Annotated in this window: 17 protein-coding genes; 10 read left to right on the top strand and 7 right to left on the bottom strand. The window is 40.4% G+C overall.

Going from position 1 to position 22,468, the window contains the following annotated elements:
- Positions 1 to 19 precede the first annotated feature (19 nt).
- The 5 genes from FDK13_RS10365 to FDK13_RS10345 all read right to left on the bottom strand — a co-directional run bounded on the left by FDK13_RS10365 (position 20) and on the right by FDK13_RS10345 (position 4,496).
- Positions 20 to 1,726, bottom strand: coding sequence for a thiamine pyrophosphate-binding protein (locus FDK13_RS10365; protein ID WP_137339916.1), 1,707 nt, complete (start codon positions 1,724 to 1,726; stop codon positions 20 to 22).
- Positions 1,716 to 2,543, bottom strand: a complete 828-nt coding sequence (locus FDK13_RS10360; RefSeq protein ID WP_137339915.1) for a type 1 glutamine amidotransferase domain-containing protein — start codon at positions 2,541 to 2,543, stop codon at positions 1,716 to 1,718. Before FDK13_RS10360 ends, FDK13_RS10365 begins: the two co-directional genes overlap by 11 nt.
- A gap of 119 nt (positions 2,544 to 2,662) precedes the next feature.
- On the bottom strand, positions 2,663 to 3,103 hold the full coding sequence (locus FDK13_RS10355; protein WP_137339914.1) for an ester cyclase: 441 nt from the start codon (positions 3,101 to 3,103) through the stop codon (positions 2,663 to 2,665).
- Positions 3,104 to 3,184: 81 nt separating this feature from the next.
- Positions 3,185 to 3,598 carry an ester cyclase gene (locus FDK13_RS10350; protein ID WP_137339913.1) on the bottom strand — a complete coding sequence of 138 codons (414 nt, stop codon included), beginning with the start codon at positions 3,596 to 3,598 and terminating at the stop codon, positions 3,185 to 3,187.
- 34 nt (positions 3,599 to 3,632) lie between these two features.
- The gene (locus FDK13_RS10345) at positions 3,633 to 4,496 is read right to left on the bottom strand and encodes an ester cyclase (RefSeq protein ID WP_137339912.1); all 864 of its coding nucleotides are present in this window, start codon (positions 4,494 to 4,496) and stop codon (positions 3,633 to 3,635) included.
- 588 nt (positions 4,497 to 5,084) lie between these two features.
- Between FDK13_RS10345 and FDK13_RS10340 the strand changes: the two genes are divergently transcribed.
- The 8 genes from FDK13_RS10340 (at position 5,085) to FDK13_RS10305 (ending at position 13,963) form a co-directional block, all read left to right on the top strand.
- Entirely contained in the window at positions 5,085 to 6,086 is a 1,002-nt protein-coding gene (locus FDK13_RS10340; protein WP_137339911.1) for a bestrophin family protein, read from the top strand.
- 323 nt (positions 6,087 to 6,409) lie between these two features.
- Entirely contained in the window at positions 6,410 to 7,354 is a 945-nt protein-coding gene (locus FDK13_RS10335) for a GAF domain-containing protein (RefSeq protein WP_137339910.1), read from the top strand.
- A 158-nt stretch (positions 7,355 to 7,512) separates the two neighbouring features.
- Positions 7,513 to 8,493, top strand: a complete 981-nt coding sequence (locus FDK13_RS10330; protein ID WP_137339909.1) for a hypothetical protein — start codon at positions 7,513 to 7,515, stop codon at positions 8,491 to 8,493.
- 1 nt (position 8,494) lies between these two features.
- Positions 8,495 to 9,535: a sensor histidine kinase gene (locus FDK13_RS10325; protein WP_137339908.1), complete on the top strand. Its 1,041-nt coding sequence runs from the start codon at positions 8,495 to 8,497 to the stop codon at positions 9,533 to 9,535.
- A complete protein-coding gene (locus tag FDK13_RS10320; protein ID WP_137339907.1) occupies positions 9,532 to 10,305 on the top strand; it encodes a LytR/AlgR family response regulator transcription factor in 774 nt (257 codons plus the stop codon). Before FDK13_RS10325 ends, FDK13_RS10320 begins: the two co-directional genes overlap by 4 nt.
- Positions 10,306 to 10,718: 413 nt before the next feature.
- A complete protein-coding gene (locus tag FDK13_RS10315; protein ID WP_137339906.1) occupies positions 10,719 to 11,438 on the top strand; it encodes an LCIB family protein in 720 nt (239 codons plus the stop codon).
- Between the two features lie 33 nt (positions 11,439 to 11,471).
- Positions 11,472 to 12,071, top strand: coding sequence for an NAD(P)H-dependent oxidoreductase (locus FDK13_RS10310; RefSeq protein WP_137339905.1), 600 nt, complete (start codon positions 11,472 to 11,474; stop codon positions 12,069 to 12,071).
- Positions 12,068 to 13,963 (top strand): monovalent cation:proton antiporter-2 (CPA2) family protein, encoded by a 1,896-nt coding sequence (locus FDK13_RS10305; RefSeq protein ID WP_137339904.1) that lies wholly within the window; start codon positions 12,068 to 12,070, stop codon positions 13,961 to 13,963. The genes FDK13_RS10310 and FDK13_RS10305 overlap by 4 nt, the downstream gene beginning before the upstream one ends.
- 116 nt (positions 13,964 to 14,079) lie before the next feature.
- Here FDK13_RS10305 and FDK13_RS10300 read toward each other — a convergent pair whose 3' ends face one another.
- Complete coding sequence (locus FDK13_RS10300; RefSeq protein ID WP_137339903.1) at positions 14,080 to 15,591, bottom strand: DUF1501 domain-containing protein; 1,512 nt, start codon at positions 15,589 to 15,591, stop codon at positions 14,080 to 14,082.
- Positions 15,592 to 15,593: 2 nt separating this feature from the next.
- Positions 15,594 to 18,815 carry a DUF1553 domain-containing protein gene (locus tag FDK13_RS10295; RefSeq protein WP_137339902.1) on the bottom strand — a complete coding sequence of 1,074 codons (3,222 nt, stop codon included), beginning with the start codon at positions 18,813 to 18,815 and terminating at the stop codon, positions 15,594 to 15,596.
- Between the two features lie 140 nt (positions 18,816 to 18,955).
- Here FDK13_RS10295 and FDK13_RS10290 point away from each other — a divergent pair, with 140 nt between their 5' ends.
- Both FDK13_RS10290 and FDK13_RS10285 read left to right on the top strand, forming a co-directional pair.
- Positions 18,956 to 19,834 carry a helix-turn-helix domain-containing protein gene (locus tag FDK13_RS10290; RefSeq protein ID WP_137339901.1) on the top strand — a complete coding sequence of 293 codons (879 nt, stop codon included), beginning with the start codon at positions 18,956 to 18,958 and terminating at the stop codon, positions 19,832 to 19,834.
- 210 nt (positions 19,835 to 20,044) lie between these two features.
- Positions 20,045 to 22,447 (top strand): ABC transporter permease, encoded by a 2,403-nt coding sequence (locus FDK13_RS10285; protein WP_137339900.1) that lies wholly within the window; start codon positions 20,045 to 20,047, stop codon positions 22,445 to 22,447.
- The last annotated feature ends 21 nt before the right edge of the window (positions 22,448 to 22,468 follow it).

Raw genomic sequence — 22,468 nt, 5'->3', positions numbered from 1 at the left:
AGAGGAGGGATTTGTGATTTTATTGTGCACAGTTGGTTACTACCCAATCTGTCTTATAATTTCCTTCTAAAACAAGGTCAATTAAAAAGGGCTTGTCGTCAGCCAGCATCCGGTCAATCGCCGCCGGAATATCTTCTTCCTTTTCAACCCGAACTGAATCAACACCAAGTGATTGAGCCAGTAAATCAAAGCGAATCGCAGGATAAGAAAGATCAAAAGGCAAAGGCTGATTATGGCCCTGGATTTCTCTTTCTTTCCAGTAGACATCGATGTTCAGTTGAAGCAGTTTGTAAGAACCATTGTTGCACACTACAAACTTTGCGCCGGTATTATGACGCACCGCAGACCACAATGCCTGAATGGTGTACATACTACCGCCATCTCCGGAAAACCCTATTACCGTTTTATCAGGATTAGCCATTTTCGCTCCGATCGCACCCGGGAAACCTACACCAAGCGAACCTCCGCGTGTTGCAAAATAGTGTCCTGGAATTGTTGGTGGAATGTAGCGGGTTACCGGAGGGGAATTGGTTAATGCTTCATCGAAAATGATTGCATCCGCCGGTAATTTCTCTGCCAGTACCGAAGCAAACTGAGACATATGAAGTGGCGATTTTCCAACTTGTTCCAAATCGACCTTCTTATCTTTCGCCAGCTTTTCAGCCTTCAAATCCCCGATTTCTTTTACTCTTGCCGCAGCGGCTAATTTCTGTTCTTCTGTAATTAATTCCTCGATGGCTGCTGCCAATTCTTTCAGAGAAAGTTTCGGATCACTTACGATACCAATATCAACGCGGTGGTTTTTGGCAATTTCATACGCGTTCAGATCAATATGAATTACCTGCGCATCAGAAGCATAGATATCATCAAGACCAGGAAAAACTTCCGGCATCATGTAGGTTCCAACAATCAGGTTCGCATCTCCTTTTTGGGTAATCGGAAGACTGAATTCACCAAACATATGACCGGTAGATCCCTGGTAAAGCGGATGTGTATTATCCATTACCAGATCACCAAACTCGACACCATATACTTCTGCACCAAGCAGTTCAGCCACTTTTGCAAGTTCAGATACAGCTCCTGAATAAGCCACACCATCACCTATAAAAATCATCGGTTTTTTAGCAGCAAGCAAGATTTCAGCAGTTTGCTTAATCAATTCCGCAGCAGGTGCTACACGGGTTGAAGGTATCGATGTCGGGAAAACCGGTTCATCATTAATTTCATCCAGAATATCCATTGGCAGACAAACATAAACCGGGCCCATCGGTGGTGTCGAAGCAATTTTAATTGCCCTTCTCAACGTCCGCAAAACAGATTTCGAAGACGTTACCATCGTTGAATATTTCGTTACCGGCGCCATCATACCCACCAGATCGTTTGCCATTTGTGCATCCATATTCAGGTATTTCACCCCTGCATCCGAGCCGATTACTACCAGCGGCGCATGACCGCGTTTTGCCTGATAAATTGCTCCAACCGCATTTCCGATTCCGGGCGAGCTGTGCAATTGAACCAAAGTTGGTTTCTGCGTAGCACGGGCATATCCGTCACCAGCCATGACCGCGATGGTTTCCTGGAGCGTCAGGATGTATTTCATTTCCGGATATTCGGCCAGCGCGTCAAGGAAACCTTGCTCTACCGTACCGGGATTTCCGAACATGTGATCCATGCCGTCAGCCAGGAATTGTTCAATAATTTTCTGATTTCCGGTTTTACCAGCCATAACGAGTGAGACCTTTATCCAGGACGTTTACAAACTGATCTCCAAACTCAAAAGAACATTGCAATGAGCGGGCAGTAATGAATGGATAATCAACAATTACAGAAGTTTCTTTTCCAAAATTTCCGTGGTATTTACCTTCCGGCCCAACCGCATCAGAAAGAATGTATTCCAAAACATATGGCGGTGGCCCCATATTCAAATCTGTGTGAAGGAATCCGGTTCCGTCGTGGTAATCATATTCGATACAGTGGCCTGTCACATGTTTGCCTTTGATGATCGAATCTCTTTCGTTAAAATCACGGGCAAAAACAAGCGGTGCCACACCGTAGCAAATACCGGCAACCGGCATATTTTTCTTGTAAAAAGCAAGGATCAAATCATGAACACGCTGATTATTAACCATGTCAATAATCGGCCCGCTGCCCCCTACCAAAAGAACAGCTGCATATTCTTCTGTTATTTTGTCTTGTGCAATTTTCAGATCGCTGTAATATTTTTCGAATGCCCGTAAAAAATCAGGCGTAGAAAAATAAGGACGCTGCGGAATAACCTCGGAAAGATTTTGTCTTGTTTCCAACCGGTTTGTAGCTTCAAAAGCGATCACTTTTTCTGCTGCAAGCGGCGTAGTTACACAAGTGCCAAGCGGAGGATCCACATACGTAGTGTCGTAACTTGGTGGCAAGGCTTCTGCTTTTTTTCCGTTTGGCGTAATAAATTCTACGGTGTATCCCGCAGCTTCCAATTTTTCAAGAGGGCCAACCAGCTCTATTCCCCAATAACCGTACTCGGAAAGAACTGCTAATATTTTCTTTGACATAACACTGATATTTTGAAGTATGGGTTAACTAATTCAAACCAATTTATTTGACTGATCCGGTCTATTTTTGCTTAACTATATGCTGTATACGAAAACAAAAATCTGACTTTCTCAAACTATCAATGCGCTCCCGGAGGCGGAGGTACTACACCAAGCTGCTGTAACAAACCAAGCTCATCAACATTAGCCCAACGCTCAGCGATTTTACCGTCAGCCAAACGAACCGTTGTTGTACCGGTCATGGAAATATGTTTTCCGCTTGGCGGCATACCCATAATTCCTTGTGTGTCTGTTCCGTTTAATCTCCATCTGTGCACAACCTTATCAGCTGCGAAAATGGCATCTTCGATACTGATGGCTGCATCAGGCATTCCGCCACGGAACATACCAACGATATGTTTGAAGCTTCCGGAACCTGGTTCACTTACTGTTTTGCCGCCAACCTGAGAATGGTCGATAGCATCTTCTGATAATAAATCTTCGCGAATAACACCTGTATTCCAGGCAGTTTCAAAAAATTCAACGCAGATCGCATTGTTTTGTTCAGCAGAATATGACATGGTTTTTATCAATTAAAGGATTGTTGTGGTCTTTGTAAAATTGCTGGAGTAAAAGGGAAATGATTGGGAAAACCAGAATTGTTATTGAAGCACTTTTAATTGCTGCAACAAACCCAGACTGTCCTGAGCGACCCACATTTCTACGATTTTATCGTTTTCAATACGGAAAATATCAATTCCTAAATCGGTTACCTTCAAGCTCGTAGTTTCACGTCCAAGAAATTTCCCTGTATTTGTGGCTTCGTACGACCAGCGGCTTACTACTTTGTCACCTTCTGCCAATTCATCATGCAATGTAAAATGAACATCCGGGAAAGCTATCAGGGCGGTTTCAAACCAGATTTTCAAAGTTGCAGGCTGATGCGCCTGGCCTTGGGGAAAATGAAAAACGACGTTTTCAATCGCGATTTCGTCAAGTACTTCAAATCGCTTTTCGTTCCAAAGTTCGAACCAGTAACGACGTACTATGGCTTTGTTTTTTTCTAATTCAGACATAACAGTGAAGTTTTTAGAAGAGGAGAATAACTGATCAGGATGGAATGGCGCCTAATTGCTGCATCAATCCAAAATCATTTTCATTCACATGAACCGAAAATATTTTACCGTTTTTGATGGTGAAAATATCAATACCATAGTCGATCAGGTGATTTCCGGAAGCGGGAACTCCTAAGAATTCTCCTTGGTGTGTTCCTGCAATGCTCCACCGCGACGCTACTTTATTGCCTTCCGAAGTCTGGCGCATTACCGTAAACTTAATGTCCGGGAAAGCATTGTGCAGATATTTAACAAAACCGGTGAAAGCTTCATAACCTTTTATTGGCTCTGGCTGTGTAGGAATAATAAAAGCAAATTCCGGATCAAGGATTTCTTCGATTACTTCCAGTTTGCCCTGACTCATGATTTCTTCAAAATAACGGGTTGCCAGAATTTCGTTAGCAGCGAGATCAGGTTGCGCTGTTTTTGCTTCACTTGGCAAAACACCTAATTGAAGCATCAATCCAAGTGTATCTTCGTGACCGATAGACTCAACAATTTTCCCATCTTTAATCGTATGCCAGGTCATTCCGTCAATTTCGAAAAAACGGCCGGTGGCTTCGACATTTCCTTTGACAGTTAAAAGTGGTGAACCGGAATGAGTCCCGCCACCGACCCAGCGGGTAACAACCCAGTCGCCGCCAGCCATCATTTCTTGTGGATTGATGTAAAAATCGGGAAAAGATCCGTGGAGCATAGAAACCAAACCTAAAAATCCGTCTGGCCCGTGGAAAGGTTCAGGATGCGTTGGTAATGTGAAGACAAAATCTTCTGAAAGAATTTCATGCGCTGTTTCCGCATTCATTCCATTCATGATCTGATAAAAATAACGACGTGCAAGGGACTTGTTCGCGCTCATTGGAAATGAAGTTTTTCAGGGTTTAACGTTTAAAACATTACTGATTATTGAACAGTAAAGAGAAGCCATGCTGTGCTATTCTAATTAGCTTTTGCGTAGATTCTGTTGTAAATATCCTGACTAAAATTTCTGAGCTGATACAAATCATTGCTGAAACTGACAAAAATAAACCTGAACCTGTTGATTTGGTACTTCAAACCTTCTGTATGCGTAATTGAAGTTACGACACCTTAACATTAACTTAATTTTAAACCAAAAAGACAGTATTTCATTTGATTATAAGCCAATTAATAAAATAATATTTTACCAAAGCTAATATTACCTATAATTAACAAACAACAAAAAAGCGGCAACAGATCAAGTATAATAGTTATTTTTCAATAATTTATATTGATATAAATCAAAAACGAAAATAAATAACCAGTGCTAAAGAACCATGATATCTGAAGAAAGATTTCAGGGCCGGAATGATCTGCTTCAAGTGTCATGTTTTCAGCCTGAGGATCAAACCTGCCGGAAAACGTTAGTGAAATTAAAAATTTGTACCGATGATTCCATAACTAAGCCACATTATTAACGTTACGAAAAATGTATACCGCCAGAGAAATCAAACTGAACCTTATTGTCAAGTTTTCATGGCGTTCCGTTTTGTTTTTCCTTATCTATTCCAGCATTCTCTTCCTCTTTCATTTCTATTTTGAAATTCACATCGGCGTTTCTTTTGTTCCCATCGGACTTATAGGTACGGCTGTTGCCTTTTCTGTCGGATTTAAAAATAATGCTTCGTATTCCAGGTTATGGGACGCCAGGCGTTTCTGGGGAGGAATGACCAATGCAAGCCGCAGCTTTGGCGCTTATATAACTGCCTTCATAAAATCAACGGATCTTTCACCCGATGAAACAGCCCTCATTAAAGAAGAAATATTATATCGACATATTGCTTATCTAAACACAGTTCGCGTTCAACTTCGCCGGAAAAGTGTCTGGGGAGATACCAGTACCGTTGCGCACCAGGTAGTGGGCACGGATAACCATGCCCAGGTTTCGTCAGATATTACGAGAATATTACTGGAATTTGTTCCTGAAATTGAGGCGGAAAGTTATGCCGGAAAAAGAAATGTTGCAACGCAAATTATGAAAAAGCAGACGGCGCGGATAACTCAACTGGCTGAACAAGGATTTATCTCCGAAATAGGACATCGCCGTTTAATGGAGTTGGTTCAGGAATTCTATAATCATCAGGGTGCTTGTGAGGCTATAAAAAGTTTTCCGTTTCCAAGGCAATACGCTTATTACAGCAAATTGTTTGTCTGGTTATTTATCCTGATTTTACCATTCGGATTGCTTACCGAATTTGCCAAACTTCCCGGAGGTGCTGTCTGGTTGGGAATTCCTTTATACGTAGTCATTGCCTGGATATTTCACACAATGGAAGTTGTGGGTGATACCAGTGAAAATCCTTTTGAAAATGCAATTAACGACGTCCCCATGACCGCCATTTGCAGGATTATAGAAACGGATTTAAGGGATATGCTGAACGAAGAAAAAATACCGCTTCCGATTGAAGCCATCGATAATATTTTGATGTAAAATATTTAAATTCATTTGCCTGATAGCCCGAAACGCACATATTGGCGTAGTGAGAGATAGCACGGGAAGTTTGAAAAAATCAAGATTTTCCTTTCCTTTTTTCAGGAAATTATAATTGAAAATTTAAGGACTCTGCTATCTTTGTATTACATACACACGTCACCGACACCTTTCACATATAATATTAGCCATTTCGTTTTTTTATTGATCTGACTGTCGACAATAATCGATCTGTTACCCTGCACACATTAGACTGAAAATAAAATATATCTGTTTGGAACGATAACCCGTTCCAAATACGTAAACCCTTATAAATTCACTCAATGGAACCCTTGCAATTATTGGTAGTATCGTTAAAAGGAAAATCTCAAACCCTGATTGAGAACTCACTTGCCGAAGCAAATTACAGCTTTAAAATTACCCATGCGGATAGCAAACAGAATGCATTGCAAGCTTGTGGTGAGAAAAAATTCGACATATTGATTTCTAACTGCAAACTGTCTGACGGGCCGGTAACTGATCTTGTCAGCGTGCTTGGAGACTTGCTTCCCTGCCTGGTAATGGCAGAAGGAAAATGCCCTTTCACGGCAGAATCGATACTTTTTATTCCTGAGACGAATTATTATATAAGCTGCTCTGAACAAATTTCCTGGCTTACGCATCTTGAAAATACCATGGCAATCTGGGAAAACGCTGCCAAGGAGCGTATTGCGCTATTCAATCAAAATTATAATAATCTTTTTGAAAGAGCCCTCTTGCGCTGTGCAGAAGAACTATCGCCGGCAAATGAATCCACAGAAAATGCAGTATTGAATACCCTTGATCTACTCCGTGAAGTACTCGATATCAGCCGGGTTTATATCTGCCGGAAATACGGAGCGGCCAATCATGTTACGGAAATTGTCCAGACACTAGAAGTATGTGCTCCCGGCGTTGCGTCAAAAAACAGAAAAAATTCTAATACAGACTATCCTTACTATAAAAGCTGGGACAGCTCTTTTTCCGCACAAAAACCTGTTCAGATAAAATATTCAGCTTTGGAAGCTGACCAAAAATCCTGGTGGCAAACAAGAGATATGCAATCTTTTCTGGCCATTCCTATTTCATATAAAGAAAGCTGGGATGGATTCATTGGTTTTGAGGACAGTATGCATCCAAGAGATTGGTCCAATTCTGAAATCAGTTTTCTGAAATCTGTGTCAGAATTGATTCATGAAAAACATATGCATTTTCATATCTCCCCGGTTTTTCTTAAAAACAACTCCTGACAAAATCAAAGCAGAAGTTCCTGTTAAATAAAACATTTTTTACGCAACAATAGTGATCTTCATGCCGTACAATCGTATAGCTTCGCTATTTTTCACATTGACAATCCCAGTATTTTTATATAGTGGTTTTGAACCCGACCAACGTAAAGATTAACTTCATGGAACCCTTAAAATTACTAATCGTTTCAATTCGAAATGAATGGCAGAGCCTTATTGTCGAGTCTCTCAGTGCGGCAGGTTATATTTACAAAATTAAAATCGCCGCTACCAAGCAGTTGGCGCTTCAGGCTTGCTACCACGACAAATTTGACCTCGTTATATCGAATTGCACACTTCCGGACGGACAAGTGTCTGATCTTGTAAGTGTTTTAGGAAATCAGATTCCGTGTCTTGTAATGGCCGAGGGTGTGTGTCCGGTTAATGCCGACAAAGCTTTGTCCATTCTTGCTACCAACTTTTATATCACGAGTGCCAACAAAACTTCCTGGCTTGAAGCCATGGAGACGACACTGGCCAAATGGCAGCAAAATGCTTTGATACGTCTCGCCCAAATTGATCAGAACAAGCAAAGTTTTCACGAAAAAGTATTGGCCAGATGTCAGGAAGAATTGACGTCCTTCAATTTTAAAAGTGAAAAAGAATGCTGTGTCATGAATACGCTAAATCTTTTGACCGAAGCGCTGGATGTGAGCCGCTCTTATATTTGTCAAAAAGTGACACTTCCCGACACTTTTTTTGGTATTGTTAAAACCAATGAATACCGCGCACCCGGAGTTTACAACCAGGATAAAACTTATCTGGCGAATTCTTCTTCTGCCTGGTATCCTTATTTCAAACGCTGGGACAAACTTTTCGAAAACCGTCAGCCGGTTGCAAATCTGTTGAAAGAACTACCGGAAGGCGAGCAGCAAATGTTTCAAAATCGCGACATTCAATCCATTCTTGCGGTTCCATTTTTTTACAAAAAACAATGGGCAGGATTTCTGGGTTTGGAAGATACCATGAATCAACGGGAATGGACAATAGATGAAATTGGGTTGATTCAGTCCGTTTGTACATTAATTCATGAAAAACATATTCAAAAAGAGAAACCTCTGAGATTCGAAACGAACCCTTTACAAGTGACACCGGCCGCATAGTATGAAAATTCTCTATGACAAAGGTGTGGCACTTGCCTGGCGGTTCTGTATTATTTGGAGCTTGTTTATTAGCGTTCCCTGGTTATTTCTGATCATCAATTCTTCTCCATCTCCAACGGTCGAAGGGTTTGGGCTGGCATATTTGGGTGTTCAGCTGATATCTAATTTCTTATTTTCCTGGATTTTCAGCAATCTGTATTTATTTCATATTTGCAATATTCCGGGATGGTTCAACAGGCAAAAAACGTATGTCAAAATCTTCTTATCTCTTATTCTATTTTTTGTCCTGACCGAACTTTTATTTCAGTTCCAGCTTTTAACTTTAAATTCCCAAAAAAATATTTTTTTCTTTAATGAGGTAACTTTTGGATACAATATTTTAGTATTGTTGGCAATCCGGGTTTTTGGTGATTTTCTGGAAGTAGATCAAAGAAATTATCAGATCAATCTGGAAAATGAACAACTCAAAAGAGAAAAATTAAAAACTCAGCTGGACGCGTTAAGACATCAGTTAAATCCGCATTTTTTGTTCAACGCACTTAATATCCTGAATATTTCCATCGCCAGCAATCCGGAAGAAGCCCAGAGAATTGTTCATGATCTTTCGGATATTCTTCGCTATAACCTGAAAATCCAGAATCAGAATGTTGTTCAATTGTCGGACGAACTTGACATTGCCCGCTCTTATCTGGCACTTCATAAAGCTCGGTTTGGAGATAAGCTGATGTACAAATTTGATAATGTAGAAACGACCCGTGAATGGTATATTATTCCGCTTTCGCTACAAATCCTGATCGAAAATGCAATCAAACACAATGTAATTACCTCCAATCATATTCTTCAAATTGAAGTAAAACTGGATGAAGCCGAGAAACAGTTGCTGGTCATAAATTCTATTACCAAGAAAACAAATGTTGCAAGCAGCGGGATAGGTTTACAAAATCTGGATGCACGCTATCGCCTGCAAACAGGGAAAGAAACTTCCCAAATCCACGATGCGCAACAATTTTTAGTCAAAGTCCCTTTAATCGAATCTCCATGACAAATATATTAATCATTGAAGACGAAGTCCCGGCGGCTAATTACCTGAAAGGTCTTTTACAACAAATGGATCCGCAGGCCAATGTTGTTGGTATGCTGGAAAGTGTAGAAATGGCCATTGCGTGGCTGCAAAGTAATGCATTGCCTGATCTGGTTTTCATGGATGTCCAGCTGGGTGACGGCACTTGTTTTGAAATTTTCGAACAGGTTTCAATTGGCTGTCCGGTTATTTTTACAACTGCCCACGACCAGTATGCAATGCGTGCTTTTAAATTTAACAGCATTGATTATCTGTTAAAACCGATACGTCCGGAACTGCTTCGGTTTAGTATGGACAAATATTACCAGCTTAATAAGGAAAATACCACCGCAAAAGTCAGAGTACTTGAAGAAATTGTCCATTCACAAATCCTCAACAAAAAGAATGCAAGAAGAAGTTTTTTAGTCCCGTATCGTGATAAATTGATTCCGTTGAAAGCTCTGGATTTCGCCTGGCTCACAATCCAGAATGGAATTGTGACGGCGATGCTTCATGATGACCGCAGTTTCATCCTGGACAAGTCGCTCGAAGAACTTGAAAATCAACTAGATACTTCCAATTTCTTTCGAGCCAATCGTCAGTTTATTATATCAAGAGATTGTATTAAAGATATTGAGTTATATTTCAACGGAAGACTTTTGATGCGTGTTTATCCTGTTTCCACTAATCTTATTCTGGTTAGCAAAGAGCGCGTTCCAACATTTAAAAAATGGTTTGAAGAGACACCTTAAAACTCACTTTTAAATCGGCCATGCCTACGGCATTCAGGATAGCAAATTCGCAATTATTTCCCCCGGAATAAATTCCGGGGCTACAATATCGGTCATGCCTACGGCATTGTTTTAATAACCTCGAATTTTCAAGAGATGAATAAGTTAAACAATCCGAAATGTTTTTTGGAAAATAAATCAATTCATCCAAACCAACCTATTTTCTGCCAAAATCCAAATGCCGTAAGCATGGCTGACATTGTAGCGCGGGAATTCATTCCCGGGGAAAATATTTTCGGCACCCAAATCTACACCCTTCAAAATTTCAGCTTAGCACACTAAAATGTCAGTTTCAATTGTAAAAAACAGGAATTATCATATCAAATTAAAATCTTGCATCGTGAATCTTTCTCTAATCCGAAACCTGTCTTGTTATGCTTGATAAAGTCCAGGCCCACTATCCCAACGCCGTCAGCTCGTCCGATTTTATTTTAAATATTTATAAAAGTATGTCTGGTTATGGTCTGGCCCCTGACCAGATTTTACTTGCTCATTCGGTATGTTCCGATGATGTGAATAATATTGAATATCCGGCAGAAGGAAGGGAAATGCTCGGCCCCTTTAATCTTGGCGGCTTGAATGGTTATCCTTTTACGGGTATAACCGGGATGGCTGCATTTGCACACCATGTCCCGGAAGAGGGTGCCGCCATGATTTTTTATGCACCGCACATCGGAATTAATGCTGAAGGAAATACCGGAAAAATCCTTCGCGTCGGTCAAAATCATGATTCAACTTGCTGCGGAGCAACAATTCTGGCGCTTAACCGATTAAAAAATGATGAAATAAAATCCGGACAAAAACCAGCCGACGATTACCAGCAGCATACTTTACAGGAGTTCCTATTTAATCAAAAAGACAGAGTTTTAAACTCGACAGATTCAGTTAGGGAATCCACTGATATCATTTATGAAGAATCAGGAAAAATGATTGATCATATGATTCAGAGTACGGATTTTACAGGAAAATATCTTTTTGTTGTAGGTGCTGTTATTGTCAATACGGATTGGCGATTTGGCTCATTTGTGACTTTGCGCCGTTTTGAAGAATGGGATATTATTAGCCGAAAAAAGATAAAAGATTTATATTTTTAAGATCAGATCGCCGTCCACATTTTAAAAAGTACTATGTCAAATCGTGTACTGATTTTATTTTCCCATCCTCTTTTTGAAAAATCGAGGGTAAACAAAACGCTGGTATCGCATTATCCATCCGGTGTAACTTTTCATGACCTGTACGAGCATTATCCCGATTTCAATATTGACATAGAAAAGGAAAAACAACTTTTAACGGAGCACGATATCATCATATGGCAGCATCCGGTTTATTGGTATAGCTGTCCTGCACTTTTAAAACAATGGATTGATCTGGTACTTGAAGCAGGATGGGCCTATGGACCGGGTGGAATTGCCCTTAAAGGAAAATCTGTTTTTCAGGTTATCACTACCGGAGCACCGGAGCATTCCTATCATGAAGGAGCCAATAACCGTTTCACGATCCGCCAGTTTCTAGCCCCATTTGATCAGACGGCAACTTTGTGTAAAATGAATTATCTGCCTCCATTTGTCACGCATGGATCCCACCGGATTCTCAAAGATCAGATCGATGAACAAGCCGTTGCCTATCATTATCTACTGGATTATCTGGCCAATAATGATCTTGATATAGAGGCTTTTAAAAAATATAACTACCTGAATGATTGGGTAAAAGAAAACCAACTATTATGACCACCGATTTTCTTTCTCAGGCCTTGGTATATCTGGGTGCAGCGGTTATCTGTGTTCCGATTGCAAAAAAAATCGGCATGAGTTCCGTTCTTGGATACCTGCTTTCTGGCATTATTATTGGCCCTTTCGTCCTTGGATTTATAGGAGGAGAGGGTCAGGATATTATGCATGTTGCAGAATTTGGTGTGGTCATGATGTTATTCATTATCGGTTTGGAACTGGAACCCTCTGCATTTTGGAAAATGCGAAAGGCCATTGCTGGTTTTGGATTTTCGCAGCTTTTTGGCACAAGTATCCTTCTTTTTTTTGTATTTATATTAATGGGCTGGCAATGGACAACGGCGGTTTCTGCCGGACTTACCTTAACAATGTCGTCCACCGCCATTGTTTTGCAAACTTTAAAAGAAAAAGGATTATCGCATACTACTGCTGGACAGGCATCATTTTCAGTATTGCTCTTTCAGGACATAGCCGTCATCCCAATTCTGGCAATTTTGCCTTTGCTTGCTACCACATCAGTAGTCGCGAACGAAGCTCATCCGTCACTATTAAGCGGACTTCCGGCCTGGGTTCAAACGATTCTGGTTATTGCTGCGGTAGGTTCTATTTATGGAATCGGCACTTATCTTGTGGTTCCGCTGCTTCGGGTAATTGCTAAAACCGGACTTCGCGAAATGTTTACGGCGTCGTCACTTTTACTGGTTGTGGCCGTTGCTTTTTTGATGGAAATGGTTGGTTTAAGTCCTGCGCTTGGCACATTTGTAGCTGGTGTTGTTTTGGCAAACAGTGAATTCCGGCATGAACTCGAAAGTGATATTGATCCGTTTAAAGGACTTTTGCTGGGATTATTTTTTATGGGTGTTGGTGCATCGATTAATTTCCAGTTGATTCAGGAAGCTCCTGCTCAAATTGCAATGCTGGTTTTGCTGGTATTGCTTATTAAATTCATTGTCCTTTTTGGCATTGGAAAAATATATAAATTGAACAACGATCAGAATTTTCTCTTTGCGTTAGGACTCAGCCAGGTTGGAGAGTTTGCGTTTGTACTTCTTTCTTTTACAGGACAGCTAAATATCATCGATCAGGAATGGATTGGAAAACTGACGGCGATAACGGCAATCAGCATGATGACTACGCCGCTTCTCCTTTTGGTTCATGAAAAATTCATTCATCCCTATTTTGGTATTAAAGAAAAACCGGTTGAAAAGCCAGGTGATATCATTGAAGAACATCATGACGTAATCGTTGCAGGTTTTGGACATTTTGGAAGTACCATTGGAAGATTGCTTAGGGCAAATGGGATTAAAGCAACCATTCTGGATAATAACCCGGACCAGGTGGAATTGCTCAGAAGAATGGGTTTTAAGGTTTATTACGGCGATGCAACCCGTATTGATATGCTAAAATCTGCCGGTATTGAAAGTGCGAAAATACTCATCGCAGCGATTGATTCACCAGAAGTTAACAGCAATCTGGTTCATACGGTCAGGAAACATTTTCCGCATATCAAAATTCTCGCACGCGCCCGTAACCGTTTTGACGCGCATGAATTGATGGAAACTGGCGTTACGAACGTTTATCGTGAAACCCTATATACAGCAGTTCAGCTTGCCGTTGATGCTTTGGGAGAACTCGGTTTCAGAAAGCACACTGCAACCCGTCAGGGACAAAAATTTATAAAGTTTGATGAAAAAGCGCTTGCCAAATTAGCTTCCTCCCGGCATGACTTAAAAGAATATGCGCTTAATTCAAAAGATGAAATTGCTATCCAGGAAAAGTTGCTGCAAAATGATCTGCTGCTCAGTTTTTCCGATAATGATCATTCGTGGGACAGCAATTTTGTCAAAGAAGCTATACTTGGAAAAGATCCAGAAAATGCTCGGACAAAGTAAATAGGAGTTGAATTAGATATAACGAAATATTACGGTGCGCTGCACCTTTGGCAACACGGTATGTCTTATGCATTCTACAAGTATTTCGGTGCTTCCGCACCTTAAAATAAAAAGATCTAGCTCAAAATATCCTTTACCACATTTCCATGCACATCAGTAAGCCGGAATCTTCTGCCTTGATATTTGTACGTTAATCGTTCATGATCCACACCCATCAGGTGCATTAAAGTTGCCTGAAAATCATGTACATGCACAGGATCTTTAACGATATTGTAACTAAAATCGTCAGTTTCTCCATAACTTATTCCCGGTTTCACACCGGCTCCTGCCATCCACATGGTAAAACAACGCGGGTGATGATCGCGTCCGTAATCATCCGCGGTTAACTTGCCTTGGGAATAAACGGTACGGCCAAATTCTCCGCCCCAAATCACGAGCGTATCTTCCAGCAGTCCTCTTCTTTTCAAATCCATAACCAGGGCCGCTGTTGCCTGATCCGTATTTTTACATTGATGTGCAATACCTTTCGGCAGACCGCCGTGGTTATCCCAGCCCTGATGATAAAGCTGAACGAATTTTACATCTTTTTCCAACAACTTCCTGGCCAGAATACAATTAGCAGCGTAAGTTCCCGAATCACGACTATCTGGTCCGTAAAGTTCAAAAACTTCGTCCGGCTCATCATCCGTATTCATCACTTCCGGCACCGAAGTTTGCATCCGATATGCCATTTCATATTGTGCAATTCTCGCATCTACTTCCGGATCCCCGTAAGCCTGGTTTTGAATCTGGTTTAGTTTTGACAAATATTCCAGCATTTCTTTTCGGTCTGTCCCATCGTATCCTTCAGGATTATTTAGAAACAAAACCGGATCTTTTCCTGACCTGAATTGTACGCCCTGATGTTTGGAGGGCAAAAAACCATTTCCCCATAAACGCGCATATAAAGGCTGATCTTTCGAGCCATTTTTTGAAACCAAAACAATAAAAGTAGGAAGATTTTGATTATCAGAACCAAGCCCGTAACTAATCCAGGAACCGATTGACGGCCTTCCCGGCAACTGGTTTCCTGTTTGAAAAAAAGTAATAGCCGGATCGTGGTTAATTGCCTCGGAATGAATTGATTTTATGATACAAAGTTCATCCACAACTTTGGCAGTATGCGGCATCAGTTCACTAATCCAGGTCCCGCTTTTTCCATGCTGATTGAATTTATAAATTGAAGGCACCATCGGCAATGCACTTTGATTCGCACTCATACCCGTAAGCCTCTGCCCCTTTCTGACCGAATCCGGAAGGTTCTCTCCGGCCAGATCGACCAGTTTTGGTTTATAATCAAAGGTTTCAAATTGTGACGGCCCCCCGCTCATGAATAAGTAAACTACACGCTTGGCTTTTGGTGCAATGTGCGGTAATGCTTTTAATATTTCCTCTTCAAAATTGGATGGATTCTCTGATATTTTGGGCGTTGTTCCAAAAAGTTTTTCAGCACCAAACAAGGAACCAACAGCCAAAGCGCCGAGGCCGAGAGATGTTTTCGTCAGGAATTGACGCCGGTCCAGCTTTCTATTTAGCTTATCAAATTCAGGGGAATTTAACCTGAATTCTTCGTGATGATGATGTGACATAATTATCTCTTGGTTAAAGACGCATCCGAATTAAGTATGGTGCTTGCCACAACGGCATTCGCAGCAATTTTCGCAGGATCTGTATTTTTGTTAATCTGATATTGTCCCGCATTAAGCCAGCCAGTCGCTTTTTTCGGATTACGTTTAAATATTTCGTATTCCAATTCATACATTTTCTGTAACAAAACCACCTCCTGTGGCAGTGGAAAATGGCCAGTAAGTTTTCTATAAGTAGTTGTTATCGCTGTTTTGGAATCTGTTGCCGACGTCATTTGCACACCCAAAATTTTTGCTGATTCAATAAATGTCGGATCATTCAGTGTCACAAGCGCCTGTAAAGGTGTATTTGTTTTTTGTCTTCTCACTACACAAAAACTCCTGGAACCTGCATCAAAAGTGGCCAATGTTGGATTTGGGACTGATCGTTTTACGATCACATAAAGACTTCTCCTGTACACAGCATTTCCTGAATCTGCCTGATACGTTGTATTGTTAATTTCCCACAAACCTTCCGGCTGATATGGTTTTACACTTTTTCCACCGATTTTTTTATTAATCAAACCACTGGCCATTAAAGCATTATCCCTGATCATTTCTGCACTCATTCGCCCGGAAGGGCCGTGAGCCAGCAAACGATTTTCAGGATCTTTTTCCTGCATTTCTTTCGTTGAACGAGAATCCTGACAATAAGCGGCAGACATGACGATCAATTTATTAAGCTTTTTCACATCCCAGCCCGTCTCCCGGAAAGTAATCGCCAGATAATCCAGCAATTCCGGATGACTTGGCATTTCTCCCTGATTCCCAAAATCTTCGGTTGTTTTGACAAGACCGGTTCCAAAGAAATTCTGCCAGAAACGGTTCACGGCCACACGTGCCGTTAGCGGATTGTCTTTGCTCGTCAACCATTGAGCAAGACCATATCTGTTTTTAGGCAAATTTTTTGGAAATTTCAATATCGACTCCGGTGTAGCCGGAAAAACTTCCTCGCCAAAAGCATCGTAATTCCCCCTAAGCAAAATGTGTGCTTTTTTAGGTTTTGGCATTTCCTGCATCACCATCAGCTCCCGGATATTTTCTGTGGAATCTGATTCAGAGGTTCGTATTTGAGTTAATTCATTATTCGCTTTTAAAACATGGGGTGAAACAGCGTTAATATAAAAGTTTTCAAGGATTTTTAAATCATTGACGGAAAGCTGGTTTTCAGGTTTTGAAACAATATTCGACCAGGAATTTTTCCCGGCAAGAATCATTATTTCAAAATCCGTAAGTACCTGGTTATAGACACGAATATCATCAATTTCACCTCCTTTAAAACCAAGTCCGCGCCACCAGCCTCCGATTTGCAAACCAGGTTGTTTGTCTGTTTTAAAAAGAATATCCTTGGTCAACTGATCCATTGTCGTTTCCATCGCCATTTTATTTCCGTCCAGAAATAAATTAAAACCTTTGGCTTTGGAAGAACCGTCGTAAGTAATTGCCAGCTGAATCCATTTATCCCTTGGAATACCCGCCCGGGAAATTTTGGTAATGGCATTGGATGGCGCCGTATGGGCCATATTTAGTTCCAGCCTGTCGTCTTTTAAATATAAATGATAGCCCCTGAAATTGTACAAGCGCTCAGCCTGAGATTTATGCAGGATAACGCCTTCTTTTAAATCTTTCGGAATATTGACCCAGATACTAATACTAAAAGGCTGCGATCTTCTGAATACACCGGTTTGGTCAAGATCCAGAAAAACATCGCCATTCATAGTCATGGCCTGTCCGTTGTCATGTTTTACAAAAACAGGCTCATCTCCGGTCTGTCCGGATTCTCTTTTCATAATGCCCGCTTGCCTGGGGTTTATTCCGTTTTTCAAACTCTTTTTTTCAAATGAATAATAAGCCTGCAAACCGGATTCAGGAAACTTGTCATCTTTCAGCTTTTGATATTTTTTATCAGAAATCCACTTTCTAAATTCGGGCCCGGCCCTTGTTTTAGCCGTTTCAACAGCTTTTTCCTGCATCGATATTTTTGTATGAATAAACCGCAGCATTTTTTCCTGCTGATCGGTTGGAAGCATTAATGTTGGGGTCGGAAGCGCATCATCCCAGGAAATTTGACCTGCTTCTTTTACGTTGTTGAAAAAACTAAAAAGCTGGTAATAATTCTTTTGCGAAATAGGATCGTATTTGTGGTCGTGACATTTTGCGCAGCCAACCGAAATACCAAGCATGGCATCGCCAAAAGTATTAGTTCGGTCAATAACGTATTCAGTCTGAAATTCCTGCTCCACAATCCCGCCTTCCATATTTTGCTGATGATTACGGTTAAATGCTGTGGCAATAATCATTTCTTTTGTAGGTTTCGGCATCAGATCACCGGCCAGCTGCCACTGCACAAATTGATCATAATGCATGTTTTTATTGAACGCATTGATCACCCAATCACGGTAAGGCGACATGTCCCGAAGCCGGTCAACAGTATATCCATGAGAATCCGCAAACCGGGCAAGATCCAGCCAGTCTACGGCCATTTTTTCCCCGTAATGTGGTGAATTCAACAACCGGTCAACTTGTTTTTCATAAGCATTTAGAGAATTATCTTTTAGGAAAATATCAAGTTCTTCAATTGTTGGCGGCAATCCGGTTAAATCAAGCGATACTCTCCTCAATAGTAATTCTTTGTTTGCTTCTTTTGACGGACTCAACTTTTCCTGTTCCAGTTTTGCCAGAATAAAATTATCAACTTGATTTTTGATCCAGTCCGTCTTTTTAACTTCCGGCAATTCCGCTTTTTCAGGTTTTACAAATGCCCAATGTGGCTTATATTCAGCACCATCTTCTATCCATTTGATCAAAATGGCCTTCTCCTTTGCCGATAAACTCAGGTGTGACTCTTTGGTTGGCATCATATAGTCCGGATCATCGGACATAATCCTGTGAAAAAACTCACTACCGGCCAGGTCGCCCGGATTAATAGCAACCTTTCCCGGACTTTTTGAAAGTTTTCCGTAAGCCACCTCTTTCAAATCCAACCTTAATCCTGCTTTTTGCTTCGCCTTATCCGGACCGTGGCAGGCAAAACATTTATCCGATAAAACCGGTTTCACATGCCGGTTATAATCAAGTTTTTCAGGCAATTCGTCATAAGCAGTTTGTACATCACCAGGAAGATCCGGCCCGCAGGAAAACATGCCGCAACAAAAGACAACAGCGATGATAAACTGAAAAAAACGCATATAAATTAAAGTCAGAAATTAGGCCTCCTACAAAATTATAATTTAATTAAATATAAAAATTATACAAAAGTTTTGTAATTTTTCACAAATCCGACTTTTTATAAATTAATTTGTGAAGATCAATAGCTTATTAGCTGACTATGACAAATAACAATATCTTTAAATCATCATTTTCACTATTAAATGTTGATTATGTTAAATTGAACAAAAGCTGGAATTACCGGAATATTATCAGCCCGTTTTACCGCCTTTATTTTATCGACGACGGATTTGGTCAACTCTTTCATGCAGGCAGAACAGTGATCCTGGAAAAGGATTTTTTATATCTTATTCCCAGTTTTACACTCTGTAATTATGTTTGTCCTGAATATCTGAGCCAGTATTACATTCACTTTTTAGAAGAAACACCAGACGGAAATTCTTTGTTTTCATCGCATCAGAATATTATAAAAATTCCAGCCGGATTATATGATCTCGAAAATTTTAAAAGAATTCTGATGTTAAATCCGGGACGGGATCTTAAAAGATCATATAATCCCAAAGATTATCAAAAACAACCAGTTATGCGACATGCACAAGCCATGAACAATGATCTGCCAATTTCAGCTTTTATGGAAACCAGGGGAATTATTCTTCAACTTTTATCACGGTTTCTAACGCCTGAAAACTACAAGTTTTCCGATACCAAAGTAATTCCATCGAAAATTATGGAATCCATAAATTATATCAACACGAATTTATCCGAAAACCTGACAGTGGCCGATCTTGCCGAAAAGGCTTGTCAGAATGCAGATTATTTCTCACGGGTTTTTCAAGACCATACAGGTTCCAGGCCGCTGTCTTATATTCAGCAAAAACGAATCGAAAAATCTCAGTTTTTGATACTTACTACCGATCTTTCGCTTAGTCAGATTGCCAGTGAAACAGGTTTTGAAAGTCTTTCCTATTTTTCAAGAATCTTCAAAAATGTTACCGGACAAACACCGGGAAGTTATGGAAGAAACAAGAATACTGTTTAAGAGCATCGGCATTCGGCTTTCAGGGATTAATTGGCTGACGGATTCAAGGATAATTAACATTTAACAAGCACCTTTCCGCTGTCCGCTTCTGGACAAAAACGTCCGCTATTGAACATTTTAAAGATAAATAAATTTCATAAACATCTGATTATCAAACTGGCATACAATTATTAAATTCACCGAAGGTGCAACCTAAATAATCCGTTAGCTATGATAAAAAACTATTTCAAAATTGCCTTCAGAAATCTTGTAAAACACAAGTCTTTCAGTTTTATAAATATCATTGGCGTTGCGATTGGTCTCGCCTGTTTTTTGCTGCTGACACTGTACGTAAAAGATGAACTCAGCTACGACAGGCATAATGTTAACGCCGATAGAATCTATCGTTTATCCAGAACTTTCCTTTCAAAAGACGGAACCGAATCACTCAGACTTGGACATGCGGCACCGCCTTTCGGACCGCTGATACATCAGGATTTCCCCGAAACAGAACAGGTTGTCCGTATGCTTGAAACCGGAGGTATGGTTCGATACGGAGAGCACGTTTTTAATGAGGAACATATGTATGCCGCGGAAGAAAACATTTTTAAAGTTTTCACTTTCAATATTTTACAAGGAAATGCTGCCCATGCGTTGGTCAATCCATTTTCGATTATGTTTTCCAGACCGATGGCCGAAAAATATTTTGGAAGTGAAAATCCTATTGGCAAGATTATCAGGATGGATAACCTATTTGATTATACCGTAACCGGCGTTTATGAACCTTTGCCTGCACAGTCAAGCTTCCACCCTAATTTCCTTATTTCATTTTCAACACTTTCGGATAACCGGATTTACGGGGCGGAAAATCTACGTACTAATTGGGGCAATAATTCATTTGCTACTTTTCTTTTATTACCTAAAAATTATGACTCCGAGAAGCTGGTCAAGGCATTTCCAGCATTTCAAAACAAACATATTGATCCAAAAGCCTCATCTTATTCCGTTCTTAATCTGACCAAACTAACGGATATTCACCTGCATTCACATCTTGATTCGGAAATGGAATCCAATGGAGATATCCAGTATGTTTACTTGTTTTCGGCCATTGCTATTTTCATTCTTTTCATTGCCTGCATCAATTATATGAATCTGGCGACGGCCCGTTCCGCGAAAAGAGCGAAGGAAGTTGGTATGCGAAAAGTTGTGGGAGCCATGCGCAGTCAGCTGATTAATCAATTTTTGAGCGAATCAATTTTACTGGTCAGCATTTCGCTTTCTATTGCTGTAATGATCGTTGCTCTTTGTATACCTTTTTTGAATGAATTTACACAGAAACAACTCACAATATCATCACTTATCAATCCGTCATTCATTGCCATTGTTATTGCAATAACGCTTTTCACCGGACTGGTTGCAGGAAGTTATCCGGCATTTTTCCTTACTTCTTTTCAACCAACCAGTGTGCTTAAAGGCAAAATTGCTTCTGCCTTAAAAAATGGGAAATTGCGTCAGACATTGGTTGTTGTACAATTTGCAATTGCCGTTGTACTCATTATCAGCACTGCGGTGGTGTACAGCCAGATGAAATATATCCAGAATTATAAACTTGGCTATTCCAAAGATCAGGTTATTCTACTATCTCCGCCCTCCGATTCTACAACCAATTTTGAAGCGATAAGTCAGGAATTAAAGCAAAACAGCAGCATTATTGAAACCGGTCGTTCATCCAGAATTCCTTCCGGTCGCCTGCTCGATTCGTGGGATGCTTATGTGATGAAAGGTGATTCTATGACCCCATCTGATATCAATATAAAATCACTTTCTATTGATGAAGACTTTATTCCTACGTACAAAATTGAGATGGCTGCGGGAAGAAATTTTTCTAAGCAATATGGAACAGATAAGACCGAAGGCTTCATTTTAAATCAAACAGCCATCCGTCTTCTTGGCTTCAAAAGTCCGAAAGACGCAATAGGAAATCAGTTTGGCTATGGTAAAGTTCGTGGCCAGATTATTGGTGTGACAAAAGATTATCATTTCGAATCACTACATCAAAAAGTGGCACCCTTAGTCATGTTTATGCAGGGAAATAATATGAGATGGCTATCGGTACAGATTTCAGGTTCGAATATTAAATCCTCTTTGGCGCATGTAAAAAAGGTTTGGGAAAGCAGATTTCCGGATAAGCCTTTTACATATGAATTTCTGGATGAGCGTTTTGGAAATCTCTACGCACGTGAACAAACACAGCAACTTCTCTTCGGGGTTTTTGCAGGAATTGCCATTTTCATTTCCTGTCTCGGTCTTCTGGGATTATCAATTTTCATGGCTGAATTACGTATAAAAGAAATCGGTGTCAGAAAAGTTCTTGGCGCTTCGGTTTCCAATCTGGTCATTCTCTTGTCAAGTGATTTTCTTAAACTGGTTTTCATTGCCATCATCATCGCTTCGCCAATTGCCTGGTATGGAATGTATAAATGGCTGGAAAACTTCGCCTATCACACACAGATTTCTGCCTGGATATTTGTAGGTGCAGGTGTTTTATCAGCAGGAATTGCACTGCTGACAATCAGTTTCCAAAGCATTAAAGCAGCCTTGACAAATCCTGTAAAATCACTGAAAAGCGAATAGAAATTAGCTTAAACCAAAAAC

The organism is Dyadobacter frigoris (assembly GCF_005280585.1).
In the GTDB taxonomy this organism is placed as follows: Bacteria; Bacteroidota; Bacteroidia; order Cytophagales; family Spirosomataceae; genus Dyadobacter; species Dyadobacter frigoris.
This window is presented reverse-complemented; position numbering and strand designations above follow the sequence as displayed.